Origin of the sequence: Prolixibacter bellariivorans ATCC BAA-1284 (genome assembly GCF_000621705.1) — a bacterium.
GTDB classification, from domain to species: Bacteria; Bacteroidota; Bacteroidia; order Bacteroidales; family Prolixibacteraceae; genus Prolixibacter; species Prolixibacter bellariivorans.
Map to the genome: position 1 here is coordinate 130,195 of NZ_JHXO01000010.1, position 24,629 is coordinate 154,823.

Here is a 24,629-nt window from a genome sequence, read left to right on the forward strand (position 1 = left end):
ACCATGTACTACTGCAATAACGTAACATCACCCGCTTTAATTATTTGCGAACCATCTTTAAACGTACATTTAATGCGCCAAATATAAACTCCCGGCGAGGCAAGCTCTCCGTTATAGTATCCATCCCAACCTGTACCAAGTTCGTTAGAGAGGAACATCAGGTTACCCCAGCGGTTAAAAATCTGCAACTGATATTGTTCCACATCCCCCTTAGCCACAACCGGATAGAACACATGGTTGTATCGGTCACCCGGAGTGTATTTACCGCCATTCGGACCATCTTTACTTGGCATAAAGGCATTCGGAACCTGAATTTTTGCTTCACTGTAAGCCTCAACTCCCTGCGAAACAGAGAATGTATCGGTACAGTCTTGCAACGAGCTGGCGATAAGCGATACCGGGAATACCCCTACTTCGGTGTATTCGTGTTCCGGCTCGTAAACAGTCGAGGTATCACCGTCACCAAAGTTCCACAAATATCTATCAGCATTTTCAGAGAAATTGGAAAAGCTTACTTTCTCTCCCGGAATTTTCACCCTGCTGGGGAATAGATTGAAGTAGGCCCTGACTGCCGGATAGACAATAATTTTTCTATCCGATTCGGCGACGTCGCCCACTTGATTGAAAACCTGCAAATGCACATTGTAGGTTCCTTCGGCAAAGAAGGTATGCTCGGGTGCTTTTTGCGTTGAATAGTTTCCGTCTCCGAAATCCCAAACATAGCGATAACCATTCTTCGACTGGTTCCGGAATTGTACTTTGAGCGGCGGACATCCCGCTGTATCCGGATCGAATACCGATGACGGCGGACCTGCCAATACAGTTATCCGTTGAACAGTCTTCAGTGAACAGAAATCACTGCTGGCCGTCAGGGTAATATCATAATTCCCGGGTTCTTCAAAGTCATGAGACGTTACATCACCATTCACTTCATCCGTCATATCACCAAAGTTCCAAACGTAATTCCACGGTCCTCCAGGAGTTTCATTCGTTATTTGGACAGTTTTATCCGGGAACGTCTGCACCTGCGGATCGACAGAGAAGCTGGTTTGCGGTGTCGGATGTACCAGAATAGGTTTATTTATCGTATCTGTACAACCACTGACTGAAGTTGTCACCAATTGCACCATGAATACCGAATCTTTCGATGTCGTATTGACAAATGTATGTCTTGGCTGGAATTCACTGGAATACACGCCATCATTGAAATTCCAGTAATAAGTCGCACCTCCTGAAGACAGATTCGAGAAACTGACACTTAACGGACTACAACCTTCGCTTTTATCGGGTTGGAAATCGGCCGTCACCATCGGGTGCACCTCAATATCGGCAGTGTATGACGACTTACAGCCAATTTCATTTGCCACCTGTAAAGTCACTGGATAACTGACGGTCGTCTGTCCTGTATTAAAATAGTCATGCGTAAAGTTCTCTTGATCATCGGTTGAGGAAGTACCATCACCAAATTTCCAGAGATAACTTTCAGCACCCACGGATTGATCGGTAATCTCCAAAGTATAAGGTGCACATCCTCCCAGCGAATTAACACTGAAACTTGCGACAGGTGACGGGTATACCCGAACGTCCACTACTGCCGTGTCCGAACAGCCATATCTCGACATGGCAACAAGCATCACATGGAATATGGTATCTTCCTGGGAACTATTAACAAACGTGTGACTTGGATTGGTCGAACGGTATACGCCTGAACCATCGCCGAAGTACCACTCATAAGAGTAAGCACCCTCCGATAAATTCTTCATTTCAAGTGTCAGCGGTGAACAGCCCAATGTATCGGTAGAGAAAGCTGCCTTGATAAATGGATTTACCTGAACACTTTCATACGCATCATCCGAACAGCCAAAGTTATTAGAGGCTTTGACCCAAATATGGTAACCTTGAACCATCGGATTTGTATTCACATAAGTGTGGGTAACCAACGTATCAGAACTGGTAGAGGTCGTTCCATCACCAAAATCCCATGCAAAATTGTCAGCTCCGGTCGTATGGTTCGAGAACATTGCATCAAACGGAGTACAACCTTCCACATCAATGGCTGAAATATCGGCATTGGGTGTTGGATGTACTGTAATATCTTTCATGGTTGAATCCACACATCCATAGGGTGAGTAGGCCAACAATTTCACATTATAAATGGTATCACCAACAGCCGAATTGTTGAAAAGGTGATACGGACTGGTAAAGTTCTCTACTGCTGACCCATCGCCAAAATTCCATTCATAAGCAGACGCACCATTCGACTCATTGTTAAATCGGATTCCCAAAGGTGCACAGCCAATTGAATCACTGCTAAACGCTGCATTGAGCTCCGGCAACACCTCGATGCGTGTTGTCATTGAATCCACACATCCGGTGGCACTTTCAACAAGCACCCGCAATGAGTAACTGATTGCCTGACTGGTTGTATTGTGATAGGTATGGTTTACGATCGCGCCTTCTGCTATGTTTTCCTCAGTTCCATCACCGTACTTAACGGTGTAAGTAGCACCTCCAACCGATTGATTTTCCAACTGAATATCCAACGGACCGCAACCAGTTGTTTTGTCAACCGTAAAATCAGCATGAGGCGAAGCAAGAACCGTTACATCCTGGTAAGTAGAATCTTCACATCCATAGAATGATTTGGCAACCAGTTCTACCGTATATGTTGTATCATTAGTCGTCGACATGTTCACGAACGAATGCGATGGATTGTATGCCGTTGAAGTGGCAGTACCATCACCGTAATCCCAAAAGAACTGTTGTGCACCGGTAGTAAGATTCTGAATTGTTGTAAACAACGGAGAACAGCCGATAGTGTCAAGCACCATCGCAGTTTTAACTTCCGGAAGAACGGTAATACGACGAGTGACCGAATCACGGCATCCATTCAGGGTCTCCACCACCAGTTTTAAATCGTAGTAGACCGGTGTAACACCTGTATTTTGATATGTATGGGTTACCGACTGCCCAGCTGAGGTATACTCATCTGAACCATCACCATAAACCCAATGGAACGTATATCCCAAATACGAATTATTAGTCACATTCACTGTAAACGGGGCACAGCCTTCACCTGACGAAACGGTTATATCTGCAACTGGTGATGGTGATACAGTTATCGTATTTACTGTTGTATCAGAACAACCATAATTATTGTAAGCTACCAATTGAACTGTATTGATGGAATCATTCGGTGTGGTATTATCAAAGACCCTGACCGGATTCTCTGTAAAATCAGTAGTTCCGTCGTCAAAACTCCACTCGTAACTGAACGCGCCTTGTGATGTGTTCTGGAACCTTACAGGAAGCGGCGAGCAACCTTGTGTATCGCTAACAAAATCGGCAGTAACCGTAGGGTAAAGATGGATGTTCTTAACGATGGAATCTGTACATCCGAAAGGATTATCCCCCTGAACAACCATTTTATAAAACTGTTCAGCCGCATGCGAAGCTGTATAGGTATGTGTAGCGTAACCTCCGCTGTTAATTGTCTCAGTTACTCCATCACCATATTTGACTGTATAAGCCTGACCGGAAAGCGACAAATTATCGACACGGACTGTCAACGGTGCACAGCCAACGGTGTCGCTCACACTTACTTTAATTTCCGGCGCAGGATGAACCGTTACGGCCTGTTGCAATGTGTCCGCACAACCGTTTACCGAGGTAGCAATTTGCGTTACCGTAAAGAGTTGGTCAATCAAATTGCCGGTATTCACAAATACATGTTTCGGATTAGCCGAGGTAGCATGAGCACTACCATCGTCGAAGTCCCAATCGAGGTACGATTCTCCCACAGACGTGTTACTAAACTGAACACCCAAAGGTGAACATCCAACTGTTGGATTCATGTTAAATCCGGCCGTTACCTGTGGATAAACCACAAATACATGCTCATTGGTCGACTCACAGCCGTATGGCGAAGTGGCAGTTACCTTCAATCGATTACTTATTGTCTGTAACGTTGTGTTCTTATATTCATGTGTAATATTGGTAGGAGCAGTAGTTACCTGTAAAGGAGAGCCATCACCCCAATCCCATGTCATCGTTGTTCCGGGAGTTGAATTATCAGTAACTTCGACATTGAAAGGAGCACATCCATTCGTTGCCGAATAAGTCAAATCAATATTCGGAGTTCCGTAAACAGTAATATTCTGTGTCAGACTATCCTTACAACCATCCGGAGTATACGCCAACATCTTAACAGTGTAAACCGTATCTCTGTCGGTCGGATTATAGAATGTATGACTTGGGTTCATTTGCGAAGAGGGCGAACTGCCATCACCAAAATTCCATAAATAATAATAAGCTCCAACTGAATTGTTCGTAAACTGAACGTTCAACGGGGCACAACCATCTGTTTTAGAAGTAAACACTGCTTGAACTCCCGGCGTTGCCAGCACATTGTCATTCGCAGTACTCACACAGCCCTGTGCATTGGTTGCTGTCAATGTTACCGGGTAACTTTTCGGGTACGTTGTTGCATTCACGTAAGTGTGTGATACTGTTGCTGAAGCGTCGTTTGAGGTCGCTCCATCTCCAAAGTCCCAATCATACGTAGTTGCTCCTGTCGAATTATTCTCAAACAGGGCATCGAATGGAGAGCAACCCGAAACAATCGGGGTATTGAAACTGGCTTGCGGATTGGCATAAACGGTCACGGTCTGCGAGGTCGAATCTTTTTTCCCGTAAGGGGTAACGCCAATTAACCAAACGGTATATGTAACATCGGTTGAACCATTATTTTCAAACGTGTGCACCGGATTGGTCAAACGTACATCGGGTGTACCATCGCCAAATCGCCATATATATGACGTTGCATAGGTTGACGTGTTTCTGAACTGGACCACGACCGGACTACAACCCGCCGTATCGGGTTCGAATGTGATGACCGGCGGATTATCCGTATCCAGCACCTGTGTTACAGCATCGGTACAACCAGAGGCAGATGTTGCTGTCAGTGTAATATTGTAGCTTGTGGAAGCATCCGGAGAAACAAAATCATGGGTAACGGTAGTCCAACTTCCCAAAGTAACTGTGTTTCCATCTCCGTAATCCAGAACATAACTCACTGCACCATCCGAAAGGTTCGTAAACTCAACCGTTGTCGTTCCTGCTGCCACATTGGTTACCAACATAGAAAAGTTGGCCTGTGGACTTCCCAATACGTGTACATTCCTGGTAATTGAATCAACACAGCCATAATAGGATTTGGAGATTAATTTAACCGAATTCACTGCATCAACACCCGGCGCGGTCTGGTAACGATGGGACGGATCGGCAGTATAGTTGGTTGCGGTACCATCGCCAAAGTCCCACTCGAATTGCTGAGCGTTGGTTGACAGGTTTCGGAACTGAACATCCAGAATAGAACATCCGGTTGTATCCGGTTCAAAATCGGCAGTTACCTGCGGAAGCACCCTGATCGATACTGTAAGAGAATCGCTACAACCTAATGAATTAACAGCCTTCAACTTCAGTTTATAAGTAGCCGGGGTTGTTGTGCTATTATTATATAAATGGGAAATATTACCCAGACTGTTGGTCGTTTGCGTGGTGCCATCACCAAAATCCCAGTAATACGTAGTTGCACCTGTCGATACGTTCGTCGCATCGAAAGTAAAAGGTGTACAACCGGTATAGCTTGAGGCATTCAGATCGGCTACCGGTGCCGGAGCTACCAGGAATGCCTGATGTGCCGTGTCGGAACAACCATACAGTGAAGTGGCAGCTAACGAAACATTATATATTGTATCGTTAAGACCGTAATTATTAAATATCCTCACCGGATTTTTCACATACTCTTTTGCACCACCATCACCGAAATTCCATTCGTATGAGAATGCTCCGGTTGAAGTATTGGTGAAATCGACTACCAACGGAGCACACCCAGCTGTATCTGCAGAGAACGAGGCAGTAACACCCGGATAAACCACAATACTCTTCACCACAGAATCCTGACATCCAAATGAGTTGGTCGACTTCACCACCAGATTATAGGTTTGTGGCAATGTTCCGGTATTGAGATATTGGTGCGTCAGGTCGGTTGCAGTGGTCAACGTTTCCGTTGTACCATCGCCATAATCCACTTCATACGAAACACCATCGGGAGAAGTATTGTGCAGCGTGGTATTGACAGGGGTACATCCGGTCGTATCGCTAATATTAAAATACACTTTATTAACCGGATACACATGCATCGTCGCATACGCCGTATCCAAACAGCCACCTGACGAACGAGCAACCTGCATTACTGTAAACAGATTTTCCGCATTGCCGGTAGCATTGTAAATATGCTGCGGATTAAAGTTGGTATCATCAACCGTTCCGTCACCAAAATCCCAGTGCATCGTGTATGCACCAGTAGCGGTATTGACGAAGTCAGCGACCAATGGAGAACAACCAACGGTATCAACTGAAAAACCTGCGACTACACCAGGTAACACCTGAATTGGGTAAGTCACTGAGTCTCGGCATCCTTCCGCCGATTCTACCACCAATTTCAGGTTGTACACTACCGGAGTCAGATTCGGGTTGGTGTAGGTAATGCTGTAGTTGGCAGCAAACCCAGTCGTATCTTTTCTTCCATCGCCATAATCCCAATAGTAGTAATCGCCATTGACCGAATTATTCTGAATGTCAACAACTAACGGATCACATCCATAGTTATCCGATAAGGTAATATCTGCCTTCACCTCCGGTTTCACGAGCATCTGATGGGTTGTCGAGTCCTTACAACCGTAGAAGGAGGAACTGTTCAATTTAACAGTATAAACTGCGTCTGTTCCGGCTGAATTGGTGTAGGTATGGGAAGTCAGGTATCTGTTGCTGGGATTCACCGTTCCATCACCGTAATCCCACGTATAGGTATAGGCTCCCGGATCAGCTACCATAATTACATTGGCTGGTGAACACGCTGTATCGGGTAGAATACTGAAATCAAAATGCTGCGTCGGGTAAACTGTTACTTCCCGCATCAGACTATTAATACATCCATAGGTATTGGTTGCAACCAACCTTACCCGGAAATACCGGATGTAGGTGGAATCGTTAATAAAATCATGTGTTGTATTGAAATCTGTACTCGACTGCCCATCATTAAAATCCCACAAATAACTAACTGCACCAGATGTCTTATTGGTGAATGTTACCGGAACCGGACTACATCCCGGCATGTAATCCATATCGAAATCGGTCTGCGGAATCGGGTGTACCAGAATATTCTTATAGGTTGTATCCGAACAACTACTGCTGTTTGTTGCAATTAACCTCACTCTGAAAGTAGCATCTGTAGTCGATCCATTCGAGAAAGAATGGGTTGGATCGGTCGCAACACTGCTCATTCCATCATTAAAGTTCCACAAGTACAAGCTTGCATGTTCCGACTCGTTCGTAAACGCAACATCCAGCGGGTTACAGCCAACACTATCGGAAACAGCGAATTTGGCAACGGAACGTTGATAAAGTGTAGCCGTATTATTGACCGTATCCACACATCCGAAGGATGACTGGGCCGTCAACTGTACGACATAGGTTGTATCATTTCCGGTAGTATTATTAAATGTATGTGATGGACTCCGAAGACTACTCGTTGGAGAGCCATCACCGAAATCCCATTTCCACCAGCTTGCTCCTGGATTCGCATTAACAAATCCGAAGGTCGATGGATTACATCCTTCAAAGTGTACAGGTGTTCCCGCGGAAAAATCTGGTTTCACCGTGATCTCTTGCTGAGTTGCTGTTTCACACGTTCCGTTTTGAATGGTCAGGGTAATCACATACTTCACAACCTTGGTATCGGTATTCTGAAACGTATGCGTCACCGGATCGGCCGTAAACACCGTGTCGCGCGTACCATCACCATAATCCCAAATATACGCGGAACCTCCAATGGTACCTCCATCTGACATTTGCAAAGTATAGGGCGAACAACCGGATGTATCGGGAACTGAAATTATCGGATCGGGATAAGCGACAAAATCAATGGTCACGTCATCGTAGGAAGAACAGCCGTTACCGTTGTCGTCTGTCCAACGGAAAACATAACTTCCCTGTTGATCGACATCAACCAGTGTATTATTCCGGTCTGAAAATTCGAAAGTCGCCGTTCCCGGCCCTGAGACTTGCGTCCAAAAGCCGTTCCCCAGAGCTGCACTCCCCGAAAGGTTGTACTGCAATCCACAGACAGAATCATCAGGACCTGCATTGGGGGTAGGAAGCTGTATGAAATTAACCACAACCGTATCAACAGCTTCACAGGTTTTATTCACCACTGTCCATCCAAACTCATACGTTCCATATGAAGAAACACTTACTCCACTTGCCGGATCTGATGTATTGGTAAAGCTTGAGGTCCCGGGACCGGAAATCTGTACCCAATGTGCCGGATAGGTGAGAGACTGATTTGCATTCAGATCAGCCGCTAATCCACAGGTATCCTGATCGGCTCCTGCATATGATGTAGGCATCTCTAAAATCTTAACAACCGTAGATGCATTATCGCTACAGCCGGCATCGTCGGAAACTGAATAATCGAGATGATAAATACCCGGAGTTCCTACCTGGAAATTCGGATTCTGTGCATTGGCATTGTCCAAATAGGTTGCACCATCACCTGTCCATGAATGACTTATATAATTACCCGAACCACCAGTGATGACCGGTTGCATTTCTATCGGTTCACCGGTACAGCCATAAACCGTGTCCGGCAGCGTCACATTCACATTGGCAACTTCCAGATTAAAATGAACGGTATCGGCACAATGCGCACTACTCACAATGTACCGGATGTGCCACGAACCGGGATCACTACCGTCAAAATGAACGACAGAACTACTATTCGGTGTCGGTTCCTGTAAATAACCGGTATCGCCACTCCAGTTGTGCGTTAAACCAGAAATCAATAAATTGGGATGTCCATCTAATTCCTTAACCGTCCCCAAACATAAATGAATTGGATCTCCCAACAGGTTTCTGGCATCCAAATCAGGATAAACATAAATATTCTGATAAGATGTATCGGCACAACCGTGCGACGTCGTTGTAATCAGACGAACCCTGACGGTATCTGTTTTACCCGTTTTATTCTCAAATGTAAAGGTCGGATTGGAAGAAGTGTTATCTGTTACTCCATCTTCATTAAAGTCCCACGCATACGTGTCGGCTGTGTATGTACCCGATGGACCACTTCCCTTAAAATCAACCGTAAAAGGTGCGCATCCTACTGTATCACTCGCCTCAACGCCAACTTCGACAACATCGTAAACCCAAAGGTTTCTGCCGCGGCTTGCTTCACATCCGTTATTGCTGATGGCTGTCAGGGTTACTCTGAATTTTTGGCTTGAAGAATTGGCCCAATAAGTGTGTTCGGTATCTGTATCGTTACTGGTCGGTGACCCGTCGCCATAATCCCATTGATAGCTGTCGGCATCTTTCGATTTATTATGCATGTATACATGTAGCGGCTCACACCCCCTGTAATCCGATAAGCTAAAATTCGCATAAGGTGCTTGTTTAACCGTCACATAGATGGTATCGGACCCGGTACATCCGTCACCGTTGCTTTCGGTATAAATGATTTGGTTTGAACCGATATTCGCTTTAGATGGGTCAAAAGTACTGCCACTAACGCCTGGTCCCGACCAGGTTCCACTTTCGGTCACATTCCTCCCGCTAACCGTAAGATTTATCTTTGGATCGTTGCTACACACCGGATCGATCGGTGTGATTTTCGGCCAGGGCTTATCGATAATAATGATTCGGGCCGTACCGGATACGGGATCATTATCCGGATATGGATTACAGAAGTTCCAGTTATCCAGTCTGATTTCAAACACTTTGCCAACATCCGTTGAATCAGTTACCGGCACATGTATTTCCCATGTCCGGTTTTTCGGATCATAAGGGCCATCAGCGATGTAACCATAATGCGTAGTATCACCAACAACTGTTACAACTCCCATATCTCCTATATGGACTATAGAACCATCTGGTTTCTTTAATTCAATTCCAGGAATCCGGTTTGCTGGATTGGTATCAATACCATAGGTAAATTGGGTAATTCGATCCTGGTAGTTTGGTTTATCAACGGCTGGTGCAGTACAGTTCCATATACTCTGATCATGAAATACAATCGTGGTATCTTCACCCACGCAAACCTGTACTTCATACGGATAGATGCTGATCTGTCCACCATTCGAATCATCCTTATCCCAAACCGTGACCTGTTGTGTCGCCCATGTATTACTACATTCCTGACCATCAACTATCAAAATGGTAGTAGTGGTATATACACAACTACCATTGGGCGACGATGGATAAACATGGGAATCAACTCCAGTTACAATTGATTTATTCGGGTCGCTGGGATCACTCTCAATAGTAGCGGAAACCGTATGGATAGTTCCATCTCCATAATCAAAACGGACTTCGAAAGTATTATTTAATAAACTCTTAGCCTTCTGAATTGTATAGACTCCTTTAGCTTCATAAGCATCTACTGGTGCACAAAAACCACTAACCTGAATTCCCGCAAATTTTCCAGATACCAAGTCACAAACCTGAGCGTTTGCGCTATTGCTTCCGAAAAGCACTAACGAAATAAGCAGTAAAAAAAAGGTGTACTTGCCCTTGTGAGATTTAATTTGTCTCGCTCCCATGAATTTTGCCCCGACTTTATATTACTCCTTATGAACTAAGCGCTCCTACTGCTTATAAACGAAGCTCAGACTTTACCTTACGCAAACCCTACCAGACAAAGTGGCCGTTTGTCATTTTCACCGGACTGCGACCGGTAAAGCCAATTTCACTTCGATTGCTCCATTTTTTCTTCTTTATCAATTCAGAAGATTAATCGGTAGGAGTGCCTGTTTTATACTCCTATCCTCAATACATTGATTGCCTGGTGGAAAATAAAGGGCTTTAAGCCTTTGTCATTCCCTGAAAAAACAGTTGCATTCATTCAGGGATTCTGATTCTCAGTCCATCTGTTTAAATAATTAACATCAACACGACACATTCCAATCTGAAGAAATGTTTGAAATACTTACCTGTCATTAATCTCCTCTGTGTCGGACCAATAGATGGTTAATTATTGAAAATCAGCTCCAACCTTTGCAGTTATTTATACTTTAAGAACGTAAAAGGTAACCCGTTTAGTCTATAATTTTTACATTTTTTCCTTCTTGACCTCCCTCAAAGTGTAAACATTTCAATCATGAAATCAATTAATTACGTGTCATCTTCCTTTAAAGATGCATCTAACATATTTTTTCTGATTTAACAAATGCCCTGTTCATTTCTAATTTTTTAACGATTATGCCCATTTATCAACTCATTTTCTGAAAGATAAGCAACACTGCGCTTGTTTTTTGGCATGATTTTGGCAACTTTTATTTATACAAAAGACAGGAGGCAACCATGAAACGAGCCATGGCAAAGACCTTTAACACACAGGCTAACGTTCATTGACGAGTTCCATGTGCCTATTGAAAATTAAAAATAAACACATGAAACAATTAATGTTTTTAGTGCTTGTCGTTTTTGCTGCATCATGTACTACTCCAAAAGAAAGCGCGAAACGCGTAGTACTTAAAGCCGAAAATGACACAACACAAAAGGACACCACCGAAGTCATTGCTTTGGACCCCGGATTTGAAAGCTGGTATGCCATGCACAACAACAAAGCCAGTTACAGAAGTAAACAATACTATCACAATTGGAATGTACGTTATGTAAGGGATTGGAACCTGAAAGCTTCGACTTATCCTCATGCCCAACTTTTCAACGGGCAGATTAATTACGATTTCTCGGAAGATTATCCACTGGAAGTCGAGCACAAATTATTCATGTATTTTCAGTTTGTTGAACACAAATTGGGAATTCCAATACTAACAAGTGGTTCACGACCGCAAGCAGTTTTTTAGATATTTCTGAAAAGCAACAGCCGGCTTCCGTCCAGTTCATCTTCTTTCATCAGTTTACCTGGTATTTTCGGTGCAGGAACACCGTTCCGGAATAACCGGTTCCCAACAAATACGCGCGCTTCGTCCCACTGATTTCGCTCCATGAAACTGTCCAGCAATTTGCGGCCTCCCTCTACAATTAACGATTGTATCTCCCGCCGGTGCAATTCATCCAACATTTGTTGAACAGCGTCCTGGCTGGGATCGAGTTTCACAAATTCCAGGTTGGGTCCGTCTTCTTCAGGCTTTTCGGTGAATACCAATGTAGGTGTCGATTTATCAAACAAAGCCAGCTCCCGACCCAAACGCCGTTTCCTATCGAGTACAATGCGTAGCGGATGACAGCCGTGCCACTCTCTGACCGTCAATGAAGGATTGTCCTTTTCGGCTGTGTTAGTGCCCACCATGATGGCCGCCTCGTCGGTTCGCATTTTATGCACTGCCGTTTTCGATAACTGGTTCGTGATCCAGGTCGATTGTCCATAATGCTCCGGCGATCGGTCAACGTCGATAAATCCGTCCAATGTTTGCGCCCACTTCAGGATGATATAGGGCCGTTTCTTTTCATGAAAAGTGAAAAACCGCCTGTTCTGTTCCTGACATTCTTCCCTCATCACACCCAGCACAACACGACAACCTGCAGACTTTAATTTTTCGATTCCTTTCCCGGCTACCTGGGCAAATGGATCGACTGTACCAATAACCACGCGGGGAATTTTTTTCGATACGATTAAATCGGAACAAGGCGGTGTTTTTCCGTGATGCGCACAAGGCTCCAGTGTCACATAAAGTGTCGAATCTTTTAACAACTCCTTTCGTTTCACCGAGTTGATGGCATTCACTTCTGCATGCGGCCCACCATACTTCTGGTGAAAACCCTCGCCAATAATTTTATCCTGATGAACAATCACACAACCCACCATCGGATTGGGAGCCACATTACTCATGCCCAAACGAGCCAGTTCGATGGCCCGTTCCATATATTTCTTATCGTAACTGAATGACTGATTCATTTCCGGCTTTCTTTATCTTTGCACAATGAGACGATTATTCGATCATATCCGGGAAAAACTTTCGGTCCGTTACGAGCCGTCCGAATGTGAAAGCATTTCTTTTCTGATTTTCGAGCACATTCTCGGATATAGTCGCCTTCAGGTTCACCTGAAAAAGGATGAAACCATTCCGGATGCTAAGGTAACGGAAATTGAAGAAATTCTGAACCGACTTGTTGAAGGGGAGCCTATTCAACACATCCTCGGGAAAGCCGATTTTTTTGGGCTAACGTTTTATGTCAATCCCCATGTGCTGATTCCGAGGCAGGAAACGGAAGAACTGGTGGACTGGATTATCAATGAAAACAAACTGGCTGCTCCGGAAATTCTGGATATCGGTACCGGAAGCGGCTGTATTCCTGTTTCTTTAGCCAAAAACATCCCAGATGCAGAAGTTTCAGCTTACGATATTTCAGCGGAAGCAATCAGTATTGCGAATCAGAATGCAAAAAACAACGCCGTCAGTATTCGCACACGACAGGTCGATATTCTTCAATGGGAAGCCGTATCGATTGACAAAACTTTTGACATCATTGTCAGTAACCCTCCATACGTAAAAGAGGAAGAAAAAAAGCTGATGCAGGAACACGTTGTTAGCCATGAACCTCATTTAGCACTTTTTGTTTCCAATGATGATCCACTGATTTTTTACCGCCGCATTGCTGAATTTGCACAACAACATCTTTCCCCGGAAGGGACGCTTTATTTTGAGATCAATGAAGCACTAGGTCACGAGACTGTTTCGCTACTTCAGGAAAACGGATTTAACAATGTTACTCTACGAAAAGATATCAACGGGAAGGACCGAATGATTTGTGCCACCCGGTGATCAATGCCCATCAATTCCGGCCAGCATCAGGAATGCGTGATTGAGAATCCGGAATATCTCCGCGCAGTATTCGTGCACCGCTTTAGGACTTCCCGGCAAGGTAAACACCAGCGTTCTTCCCATTACACCAGCGACTCCACGACTTAACAGCGCATTGGGTTTTTCTGCTCCATACTTCAGGCGTATCATTTCCATAATGCCCGGCAGCTCTTTATCCAACATCTGAGCAACCACATCTGGTGTAATATCGCGGGGACCAATACCGGTGCCACCGGTTGTAAAAACCATATCAACGCCTGTTTCCCTTGCTTCCTGTAAACGATATTGCAAAACTGGTCCTTCATCGGGAATGACGATGGCTTCCACCTCCAGCTTCCGGTTTTCATCTGTAAAAAAATCAGTCAGCAATTTGGCCAGCAAAGGACCACTCTTGTCTTCATACTCTCCTTTAGAGGCTCTGTCACTAAGTGTTATAATCAGTGCACGAAAAACACGCGGATGGTACGTCAATACATCGCCTTTCTGTACATGGCCGCCTTTCAACACCCGCGCAAAGATGCCTTCCTTCGGCATCACACAATTACCCACTTCACGGAAGATGGAGCAATTATCGCCATGGCACTTCTTTCCAATCTGGGTAACTTCCAACTCGACATGCTCGCCCACCAGACGATCGAATGGTCGCATGTCGTAAAGTAAAGCTCCTTCCGTGGTAATATTTTCAGCAAACTCGCCAAAAGTAATCTTCCTCCCGGCTTCTTCCGAGAATTTATCAATGCTCTCCGTTCCCAGCAAACTCACCTGCCGGTGCCAGCTACCCGCATGCGCATCGCCCTGCACACCGTGAAAGTCTAACTTTATCCGGTCAACCGGTAGTTTAATGGTTCCCTTCTTTTCTGAAATATTGACTGATTTTACAACAATCTGTTCCATCTTTTTACACTTTCGTCTTTTCGTTTAACCGAATATCCTGCATGACCATTTTTTTGTCAACCGCTTTACACATGTCATAAACGGTGAGTAACGCGACCTGAATGGCGGTCAATGCTTCCATCTCCACACCGGTTTGTCCGCTGCAAACTACTTCACCTATAGCTTCCACGCCTTCTTCGGTGAGGGTACAGGTTACTTTCACTTTGCTAAGTTGCAAAGGGTGACACAACGGAATCAGCTCGTGCGTTCGCTTCGCCGCCTGGATGCCGGCAATTTCAGCTACGGTAATCACATCGCCTTTCTTCATCTGGTTCTCCTTCACCAACCGAACCGTTTCCGCTTGTAACAAAATCCTACCCGAGGCAACCGCTCTCCTTCTTTGAACCGGCTTATCCGAGACATCGACCATGCGGGCCCGGCCTTGCTCATCAGTATGTGATAATTTTCCCTTTTCCATTTTTTCTCCGATTAAACTGAGTTATTCCTTCTCTTTTCCTATATCTATCCTATATCCATTCTATATCTAACCTCCAATTTTGTAAAATGCACCTGTTTGGTTTTTGCTTCCGGATTTGGGTTTGTTTTCCACTGCCAGCTTTAAAGCTTCTTCAAACCCGTATTGCCGCACATTGAAACCTTTCGGATTGAACAAACAAGGCTTCACACAGCCGTTGGCCATCAACCGGATGCGATTACACGAACGACAGTTGCCACCCTCACCGTTTTTTACCTTCGAAAAACTCCCGGCTTCCAAATCCATCTGGTGAATGTATTGCACTTTCAGCCCTTTCGTTTTGGCAAATTCAGTGACCAATTGTGCATCCTCTTCGTCTTCAGAATTCCGAATCACGCAGTTGATTTTCACCGGTGTCAATCCATGTTTTAAAGCCGCTTCGATACCGCGAAAAACCGCATTGATATCTCCGCCTCGTGTGATATAGCTGTATTTTTCAGGATTGGTCGTATCGAGACTGATGTTCACCCGGCTCAATCCGGCTTCTTTCAGCTTCGGAGCAAATTTTTCCAGCAGAATTCCATTGGTCGTCATCGCCACCTCTTCAATGCCATCAATCTGCGCCAGCATATGCACTAACCCGACAATTCCTTTGCGAACCAATGGCTCTCCTCCGGTGAGACGCACTTTGGTAATGCCCTGCGCAGCGCCACGTCGAACAAATTCGGCAATTTCCTCGAACGAGAGAATATCCTCATGTCGCATCGACTCCACACCTTCTTCGGGCATGCAGTAGCGGCATCGCAGGTTGCACCGGTCGGTAACCGAAATGCGCAGGTACGTTATTTCGCGGTTATAACGGTCGAACATAAACGCTTTCTCCTTTATTTATTTCGCTTATTCCTACCGGGATTTCCATCAACGCATTGGCACCGGTAAGCGCATGTATATGTGCCGAACCGTGATACGGAAGCAGTTCCACTTCCCCGGATGGGGAAATAATCACGGGTAAAAATTCGTAGCGATTACTCTTCTTTCTCTTAAAATCAACAGCCAACCGGGCTTTAATTCGGAAAGGTGTAAAAGAGGTTCCCATCAACCGATAGAATAACTCTTTTCCGATAACCTCCAACTGGACATACGAAGAGACCGGATTTCCGGGCAAACCGAGTACATACTTTTTTCCCTTCCGGACGAAAAGCGTATGCTTGCCGGGTTTGGCAGCCATCACGGTAGTTAAAATGGTAAAACCAAGTTCTTTTAGTACTTGCGGAACAAAATCGTAATCGCCAACCGATACCCCTCCGGAAAGAAGAATCACATCGTTTTCCCGCAAAGCATTTTGAATGGCCAATTGGGTTGTCTCAGGGGTATCCTCAACAATGCCGGAATATTGAACCGGAAAGTTCATCGAACGAAGTTGAGCGACCATTTGCGGTCCGTTACTGTTTCGGATTTGCCCGGCAGATGGTTTTTCTGTTGGCTCAACCAATTCGCTTCCAGTTGTCATCACGGCTACTTTTGGCCTGCGGTAAACGTCAACCGTTGTTTTCCCGACGCCGGCTAAAACAGCAATATGCTCCGGACGAATCAATGTGCCGGCACTCAACACTTTGTCATCTTTTTGGACATCCTCACCCAACAGGCAAATATTGCTGGCGCCTCCGTCCTTCGTGTAACGGATGTGGTCATTGTCCAAAATCTCCACAAACTCCTTCATGATAACGATGTCAGCACTTTCAGGAACCGGTGCACCGGTCATGATTTTGACACACTCCCCCCGACCGATAGTAAAAGTCTGAAAACTACCGGCAGGAATTTCGCCCAGCACTTTCAATGGTCCCGGAAGGTCTTCTTTACGACAAGCAAAACCATCCATCGCTGACTTATTGAACGGCGGCATATTCACATCCGAAAAAACATCTTCGGCCAGAACACGCCCGGTAGCTTCCGGCATCTCCACATTTTCAATGCCGAGTACTTCGGCATTATTCCGCACAATTTGCAGTGCTTCATCAATCGATATCATCTTTTCTGCCATCTGTTGTTATTCCAGTTAAACGGTAAACGCACTCTGGAAGGTTCATTTTCCGTGATTCGTTGATAGTTGAAAGACCAATCTGTTTTCTTTTCACGACTCCCATCGCAAACTAATGCTGCAGCTCCGGGACGAATATATCTTCCCAGCCCGCCTGATTCAATGATGACCGGCTGATCTGCATTGAATTTTTCAATTAACCATTTCACCAAAACCGGAAGACTCTCCTCCCGAGCCTGTACATAATACACCTTCGATGCACCAGCGGCCAGGTAACGCGAACTGTCTTTTCCTGATAAGGCATCGGTTTCTTCTGCAATCATTAGTTTGTCATCAGAAGTCAGTACGTTCAGAGAATCTGTCAGCGCATGAAAATGTGATGAAATTTTGACAACATAAACGGGAGTCTTCAGCGAAAGCTCTTTAACCAAAGCACAACCGGCTGAGGTTTTACCCACATTCCTTCCACAGCCGGCAATTAGCAAAGCATTATTCATTTTTATCAACTCCTTCATCGTAGCAACCTTCTGTAAAAAAATTTGCCTGACCTCCCACATGGAAAATCAGGCAAATATCGCATAGTACCGCTCAGGGTTCTTTGCGTTATCTCCTTTCCAAGTCGGGAATCTCTGATTCCGTCGGGAGGCCAAACCGTTTCCGGATTGACCCGCGTCCTGCTCTCCATGGCTTTCGCTTTAGGAGAACAGGCTCGGAGTTCAAAATCAAACCAATTATATGTTTTACGTCACCCGGACGCGCTCACTGTTCAATTAACATCCACCAGCAGCCCGTTTTTTCTTTGGACGCTTAGGAACCGGTGCCGGAGCTGGTGCAGACACCTTGTTATCCGCTGGAGCAATAGCTCCGCCACCTAATACACCGCCGGCAGCTTTCCGGAAATTGTAACGGGCAATTTCATCGTCCGGGCTGGTCGATGCCGGCTTCTCCGGATTCATGATGGTCTCGGCCCAGTAGTTCATTCCGCCCTGCATCACATAGTTACTCTTGTATCCTTTCTGACGCAGCAACATCCACGCTTCGGTGGCTTTGCTGTTGCCATTGGAATACAGCACATTCATTTTTGCCGATTGATCGAAATAGCCGGCCCATTCATTGGCCAGAATATTGTCAATCGGGATATTAATGGAGCCGGGAATGTGATAGGCTTCAAATTCATCCGCACTGCGCACATCGATGAGTACCAGACCCGGATCTTTCTGAATCAGCATATCAGCCACGGCATCGGTGGTGATGAGATGAGAATTGCTTCGCACTTCGCTCAGAATTTTATCCGGGCTCGACTTCACAGCTTTCGTCTTTGTTTCAGGAACAGCGGCAATAAACAGTCCCAACGGAATGAATACTGCGGCTAGTTTTAATCTCATGTTCATTTTCGTCTCTTTTTACAGTTTCACTCTAAAACTTCCGATTAATATTCATCGCGGGGGAATTTTCGCTCCGACCATTCTCCCAGCCAGAACATCCCGAATGCTGCGATGATCAGCAATGCTGCAAATACACCACGCGACATGCCAAGTGCATCGTACACAAATGGTGCACCCATGAATTCGGCTTTGTAAATTCCTTCGAAAACCGGATAAGCTTCCGTGAAAAGGAATACACCAATGAAAAGTCCGCCAATGAAGGCCAGAGCATCGAGTTTACCAATGGACAACGCACAGAACGCGGTTCCGGGGCAAAAGCCGCCCAGGATGAATCCGGCTCCCATAACTGCGCCACCGAGAATGGCTGACCACAAATACGTGGGGTTAATGTAGATTACACTCAAATCGAGCCACCCGAAAAGAGCAAAGATGAGTGTGCCAACCATGGCTGTTATGGCTGCCGTGAAAAATACTTTCAGCACCGTGGTATCGTAGCCGTAGAACATTCCGGCCAGTTTCCGTGAGGAGGAAAATCCACTGTTTTCGAGCACAAAGCCAAAACCGATGCCAATGATGAACGCTAACACTAAGTTAGTATTAGCTGATATGATTTCATATACCGTTAAAGGTCCCATAATTTCGTGTTTTAAATCCAGAGTTTACGTGCAAAATAGGCCAGCGCGAATGCTGTTCCGAAAATAAATATCATGGTAATGAAGCCTCCAAGGCTCAATACCGCCATGCCGCTCAATGCAGCACCGCTCGTACATCCGCGACCAAGCTGCGAGCCCAGACCGAAGAATATTCCGCCCAATACGGCAAAGATGATACGCTTACGGCTGGTAATTTTCGGACTATGTTCCACTTTGAACTTCAGTCGTCCGGACATTGCTCCTGAGACAAAACCTCCCACTACGAGGCCCAGCATTTCAAATACCAGCCACGATTTCATCGGATTACCCGAATGTGAAGCAAAATATTCTTTATAGAACGGAGTGCTTTCGACATGTGACGGAGCAACCGCTTCCATGCCGGTTACGAGCACACTCTTTACGGCACCGCTGGCTCCAAGCCCACGTCCGGCTGTATAGATGGCAGCCAGCAGAACCAAACCAAGCATTACGCCTCCGAAGTATGGATTCCAATACTTTTTACTTTTATCCAGATTCATCATTTTTCGGTTTAAGATATTCTCTGATTCATTAATTCATTACCCAATGGCTCATCTGTCCGGCATGCGCCAGAATAAAACGAAGGATGAGACCACCAATCAATACAAGGACAGGAGCCGCCGCGTACGGAACTTTCTTATCTCGCATCTCCAGAATTTCCAGTATCGCAGGGATAACAAGTCCCATTCCGACAACCAGCACCCAGAATGCCGCGGTGAAATCGCCTCCCATGAAAAGATCGGCTGCATTGATTTTCGTTTGCGTACCGGCATTGAAGCCCATGAACATGTGGATGATCAAGAACAGTTCAACGGCAATCAGGCCCAAGTCAATACGGGCAAACATGTGTCTTTCCGCCTTCACTTTGGAAAGCAGCACGATAGAGGCCGCACCGGTTGACAATCCGGAAATCAGGAACAACGGCCCAAGGATGGAGGTATTCCACAACGGACGTGCATTGAAAGCGGAGAACAGAATACCGGTATAAACGCCAAGAATCAATGCGAGGGTCATCATCGCCCAGGCCATCTCCTTTTTGTATTTATTCAGCCAGTTAACTCCATCCTTCACCCATTGAAATTTCCAGTCCCAGTTCGGAAAGAATTCCCGGATATGCAGTCCGGCCCAGACAATGGACAGCGGAGTGATAGCCATCAGGGTCCAGGCTCCCCAACTCATGGGCGATTCCAGTTTGATGGTTGTATACAATCTCCAGAAATAGAGTTTGTGTTTCAGGTCGAGGAAGAGAAACAGCAGTCCTAATACCAGGATGAAGGGCACCAGAATAGGCGCTTTTCTGACAGCAGTCGGATATTGCTCCTCTTTATTCCATACAGCGAACAGCCCGGCGAAGAACAGGATGCCGGCAGCCAAACCGCCCAAAAAAAGGTAACTGGGGATTTGCCACTCCCAAACACCAAGATGCGGGTCGATTAGCGGATTCATCCGTCCACTGACAATGAGATCTTCGTTCATTGTTATATGATTTTTTAGGTTTAGACTAAGATGTACAATTGCGGATCAGTTCCCGCTTCCGGAATTAGTGTTTTGTACTTTCGTACACGAAGAAGTGTTGACATTTCGGAATTCGGATCATCCAAATCACCGAAATATAGGCACTTGGTCGGACAGACCGCCACACAAGCCGGATCTTCGCCATCTTTCACCCGGTGATCGCAGAAAGTACATTTGTCGACATACCCTTTCGGGTGAATATACCGGGCATCGTAAGGGCACGAAATGATGCAGGCACTACACCCAATACATTTCTCTTCGGCTACTTTCACAATACCGCCTTCGGCATAATGACTTGCCCCGGTCGGACAGCTTCGCACACACGGCGCATTATCACAGTGATTACAACGCTCCGAACGCAATTCGGTATGCAACTCAGGATAAATACCGTGGTTGATTTCACGCACCCAGTCACGGGCATAGCCGATGGGTACATTATTTTCAGTCTGACAAGCTACTACGCAGTCGCTACAACCCACGCATTTTTTGCTGTCAACAGCCATTGCATATCTCATAATCAGGCCTCCTCTCCTTTCGTAAATCTGAAGGTTACAAAGTTTCCACGCATTCCGGTTCCGCCCATAATCGGGTCAACCATCACATTGGTAATCATTTCAGCATCGCTGGCACCACGTCCGTAAGCTCTGGACAACTTTTTATTGGCATGTCCAAAACCATGAACCATGTAAACCGAATCCCAGCGGATGCGTTCGGTTACCCTGACTTTAATTGGGAAACTGGAAACTACGTTGTCCTGATTCTGCAGATACACTTCCTGACCATTTTTCAAGTCCCATTCGCGGGCAACTTTCGGATTCACCCAAACCGAATTCTCGGACATCAGGTCAGTCAGATTCGGGTTATTCGCTGTGCGCGTGAAAGTATGCATGGGAGCCCGGCCGTAAATCAGTCGGTAATAGCCCTGTGGAGGTTCGGGGTGAGCTGTGTAGGTCGGCATCGGATCGAAACCGGCTTCAGCGAAAGCAGTTGAATAGAGTTCAATTTTTCCCGTATTGGTAAAGAATTCTACTGCTTCTCCATCCTTGAAATAGATATCGTCGTAAGCACGCTTCCATTTTTTCACACCCACCTGTTGCATTTCGGCAAGAGAAGTACCCATCTGCTTCAATTCATGATCCAGCTCTTCTTCAAGTGTATCGAAAGGGAAATACTGTTCCAGTCCCATGTAACGGCTCAGATTTTTGGCCATCCACCAGGCACTGCGACTTTCGTATTTCGGTTTGGCTGCCGGCATACGTAAGGCAATAGTTGGCTCACGATGCTGCGAATCACGGATTGAATCATACCGCTCGAGATAGGTACATTCGGGAAGAACGACATCTGCCCAACCGGTAATTTCCATCGGCATGGTATCAACCACGACCATTAAATCCAGATTTTGAATGGCTGCCAGTGTTTTCTTACGATCAGGCAACGTTTCAATCAGGTTGGTTCCATTGACAATCCACCCCTTAATAGAGCGGTTCATCCCCGAAGTTGGAATGGTCGCATCGCACATCCCGTTGGCTAAAGCCAGATCAGCCAGCTGATATTTACCGTCCATGGCATCACGCCATGTAAATTCCGGCTTGGGGAAAGGTGGAAGTTTAGCGTGTGGAACACTAACCTTATCGGGCATGTAGAATCCACCCCGACGGCCCCATGAACCCAAAAGTGCGTTCAGAATCGCTACTGCACGCAACCGCTGCGTATCGTCACCGTACCAAGTTACATGCCTTCCGGGATGAACAATGGTGGCCGGAGCCGCTTTTGCCATTTCACGAACTGTCTCACGGATCACATCGGGTTTGATGGTGGTAATTCCATAGGCCCACTCAGGAGTCATGCTTTGAACATGCGCCTTCAGCTGATCGAAACCATAGGCGTGCTGCTCAATATATTTCTTATCGTAAAGTTCTTCATTGATAATCACGTGAATCCATGCCAGCAATAAAGCAATATCGGTAGCCGGTTTTATTGGCAACCAGTATTTCGACTTGCTTGCAGCTGTGGAAAAACGGGGATCCACTGTAATAATAGTGGCATTTTTATCGATGGCATCCGACATTTCCTGCACGTGCCCGTTGTGCATATTTTCACCGATGTGTGAGCCAATCAGCACCATGCAACGGGTATCACGGATGTCGGTATTCTCGGGAGAATTGATTCCCTGTCCATAGGTTGCGATAAAGGCCACTTCACGCGGACCACGACACTGCGCGTACGAGGGGGCAGCAACATTTGCCGAGCCAAAACCCTTCATTAGCTTGGTGAAGTGCTTACCTCCCGAACCATGAGTAAACAGGGCTGTGGCTTCAGCGCCATGCTCCTCTTTAATTTTGGCCATCTTATCAGCGATGTACTTAAAGGCTTCGTCCCATGAAGCACGACGAAAGGTTTGTTTGCCTCGCTCTTCTGTTCGAATAAGCGGATATTTCAGCCTATCTTCGTCGTAATACATGCCGACACCTCCGGTACCACGAGGACAAAATCGCCCGTTGCTATTCAAATCCAGGTTATTACCGGTGATTTTCTTAATCTGACCGTCCTCATCCTTGTGAACCCAACCAGCGCATTTCCAGAAACAGACTTCGCAATACGTGGGAGTTCGTTTTAATTCAGAGGGCAGCTTATAATCGCTATCCTGCTTTTCGGAGCCGGCAACCGATGATGTAGCCTTAACGACCTGATTACCGACAAACAAACCAGCAGAACTTAACGCGGAGATTTTGATAAAATCCCTTCTGCTCTTTACCATTAAGTTAGACTTTTAAACATTTACATACGAAAATATACAATTATTAACATGCTAATACATGAAAAAATCACAGGAAAGCAACACACCACACAACTACCTGTCTTTCAGACATGTGTTTTTTAGCACAAGAGTGTAATTATATTTGGTTTTATTCCAAATAACTTATCTACAGATTGATTTTTAAGCACTTTGCAGGAGAACCGGGAAAGATGGGTAATACGCCGCCATAATTAATTGTTATTCTTTTCATTACAAAGAACAAGGCTGCACATTCAGACACTAAAGAAGATGCATTTGTAAAGCAGGCAAGAATACTATGCTTATTAAGATAGAATAAATATAAAATATAACTATCCTTCTATCTACAGGTCACTCGGAGCATTCAGATTATCAAACAAGCGGGGATTCTTGTCCAACATATCCTGAAAAGAAAGCAGGTGGATATCGGCAGACTTAATGATTTCCTGCAAACGATACTGGTTCAGCAATAGATTTTCCTCAAAAACCAGGTGCATGGAATGATGATATATCGCCACCAGGGGTTCAAGTCCACCATCGTGATAAGGTACCGTGCCTTTACTCGCGCGTGCGCCAATCAGTCGGGAGAGTACTTCGCGGGTAACAAAAGGAACATCACAGCTTAACACCAGATTCCATTCATGTGTGGATGCGCGCAAGGCTGCATGCAAGCCACCAGCTGGTCCACAATATATGTATTCATCTTCCACCACCGGGTAACCAAGCTCACGATAAGCATCGTGATTGGCGCTTATGATGATATCCTGACAAAAATATTTCAGCAGCGCAAGCGAATATTGCACAAGTGGTTTTCCCTGATAAAGAACAAATCCCTTATCGGTTCCCATCCGGGTACTTTTTCCTCCGGAAAGTACAATACCTCCCAAATCCAGTGTCAGTTTTTCTCGATTCATACGACTAAATGTAGGCAGAAATCCAAAACAGAACAAGTTAACTTTTAGCCGTCCATTTTATTCTTCAACTCAAGACCTCACGCCTATTTTCATTAC

Annotated in this window: 16 protein-coding genes and 1 riboswitch; of the genes, 2 read left to right on the top strand and 14 right to left on the bottom strand. The window is 45.6% G+C overall.

Features of this window, described 5'->3' with window-relative positions:
• Positions 1-8 precede the first annotated feature (8 nt).
• Positions 9-10,661, bottom strand: coding sequence for a PKD domain-containing protein (locus tag T426_RS0113950; protein ID WP_027585867.1), 10,653 nt, complete (start codon positions 10,659-10,661; stop codon positions 9-11).
• Positions 10,662-11,510: 849 nt separating this feature from the next.
• Here T426_RS0113950 and T426_RS0113955 point away from each other — a divergent pair.
• Positions 11,511-11,927, top strand: a complete 417-nt coding sequence (locus tag T426_RS0113955) for a DUF6146 family protein (RefSeq protein WP_051538504.1) — start codon at positions 11,511-11,513, stop codon at positions 11,925-11,927.
• Here the strand turns inward: T426_RS0113955 and ribD are convergent.
• Positions 11,924-12,979, bottom strand: a complete 1,056-nt coding sequence (gene ribD, locus T426_RS0113960) for a bifunctional diaminohydroxyphosphoribosylaminopyrimidine deaminase/5-amino-6-(5-phosphoribosylamino)uracil reductase RibD (RefSeq protein ID WP_025863086.1) — start codon at positions 12,977-12,979, stop codon at positions 11,924-11,926. The genes T426_RS0113955 and ribD overlap by 4 nt on opposite strands.
• Before the next feature lie 25 nt (positions 12,980-13,004).
• Between ribD and prmC the strand changes: the two genes are divergently transcribed.
• Complete coding sequence (gene prmC / locus T426_RS0113965) at positions 13,005-13,847, top strand: peptide chain release factor N(5)-glutamine methyltransferase (protein ID WP_025863085.1); 843 nt, start codon at positions 13,005-13,007, stop codon at positions 13,845-13,847.
• Here the strand turns inward: prmC and T426_RS0113970 are convergent, their stop codons facing one another.
• The 12 genes from T426_RS0113970 to mobA all read right to left on the bottom strand — a co-directional run bounded on the left by T426_RS0113970 (position 13,848) and on the right by mobA (position 24,533).
• A complete protein-coding gene (locus T426_RS0113970) occupies positions 13,848-14,780 on the bottom strand; it encodes an MOSC domain-containing protein (protein WP_027585868.1) in 933 nt (310 codons plus the stop codon).
• A 4-nt stretch (positions 14,781-14,784) separates the two neighbouring features.
• Entirely contained in the window at positions 14,785-15,237 is a 453-nt protein-coding gene (gene moaC, locus T426_RS0113975; RefSeq protein WP_025863082.1) for a cyclic pyranopterin monophosphate synthase MoaC, read from the bottom strand.
• Positions 15,238-15,303: 66 nt separating this feature from the next.
• The gene (locus T426_RS0113980) at positions 15,304-16,104 is read right to left on the bottom strand and encodes a GTP 3',8-cyclase MoaA (RefSeq protein ID WP_025863081.1); all 801 of its coding nucleotides are present in this window, start codon (positions 16,102-16,104) and stop codon (positions 15,304-15,306) included.
• A complete protein-coding gene (locus tag T426_RS23760; protein ID WP_025863080.1) occupies positions 16,088-17,275 on the bottom strand; it encodes a molybdopterin molybdotransferase MoeA in 1,188 nt (395 codons plus the stop codon). The genes T426_RS0113980 and T426_RS23760 overlap by 17 nt, the downstream gene beginning before the upstream one ends.
• The gene (locus T426_RS0113990; RefSeq protein ID WP_027585870.1) at positions 17,260-17,787 is read right to left on the bottom strand and encodes a P-loop NTPase family protein; all 528 of its coding nucleotides are present in this window, start codon (positions 17,785-17,787) and stop codon (positions 17,260-17,262) included. The genes T426_RS23760 and T426_RS0113990 overlap by 16 nt, the downstream gene beginning before the upstream one ends.
• A 76-nt stretch (positions 17,788-17,863) precedes the next feature.
• Positions 17,864-17,999: riboswitch (molybdenum cofactor riboswitch) on the bottom strand.
• Between the two features lie 43 nt (positions 18,000-18,042).
• Positions 18,043-18,663, bottom strand: coding sequence for a rhodanese-like domain-containing protein (locus T426_RS25210; RefSeq protein WP_025863078.1), 621 nt, complete (start codon positions 18,661-18,663; stop codon positions 18,043-18,045).
• A gap of 38 nt (positions 18,664-18,701) precedes the next feature.
• Positions 18,702-19,292 (bottom strand): YeeE/YedE thiosulfate transporter family protein, encoded by a 591-nt coding sequence (locus tag T426_RS0114000; protein ID WP_025863077.1) that lies wholly within the window; start codon positions 19,290-19,292, stop codon positions 18,702-18,704.
• Between the two features lie 11 nt (positions 19,293-19,303).
• Positions 19,304-19,831, bottom strand: a complete 528-nt coding sequence (locus T426_RS0114005; protein WP_234406382.1) for a YeeE/YedE thiosulfate transporter family protein — start codon at positions 19,829-19,831, stop codon at positions 19,304-19,306.
• A gap of 28 nt (positions 19,832-19,859) precedes the next feature.
• The gene (nrfD, locus tag T426_RS0114010; protein ID WP_025863075.1) at positions 19,860-20,804 is read right to left on the bottom strand and encodes an NrfD/PsrC family molybdoenzyme membrane anchor subunit; all 945 of its coding nucleotides are present in this window, start codon (positions 20,802-20,804) and stop codon (positions 19,860-19,862) included.
• A gap of 20 nt (positions 20,805-20,824) precedes the next feature.
• Positions 20,825-21,358 carry a 4Fe-4S dicluster domain-containing protein gene (locus T426_RS0114015; RefSeq protein ID WP_051538500.1) on the bottom strand — a complete coding sequence of 178 codons (534 nt, stop codon included), beginning with the start codon at positions 21,356-21,358 and terminating at the stop codon, positions 20,825-20,827.
• A gap of 2 nt (positions 21,359-21,360) precedes the next feature.
• Positions 21,361-23,601 carry a molybdopterin-containing oxidoreductase family protein gene (locus tag T426_RS0114020; RefSeq protein ID WP_025863073.1) on the bottom strand — a complete coding sequence of 747 codons (2,241 nt, stop codon included), beginning with the start codon at positions 23,599-23,601 and terminating at the stop codon, positions 21,361-21,363.
• 362 nt (positions 23,602-23,963) lie between these two features.
• Entirely contained in the window at positions 23,964-24,533 is a 570-nt protein-coding gene (gene mobA, locus T426_RS0114025) for a molybdenum cofactor guanylyltransferase (protein ID WP_025863072.1), read from the bottom strand.
• Between the last annotated feature and the right edge of the window lie 96 nt (positions 24,534-24,629).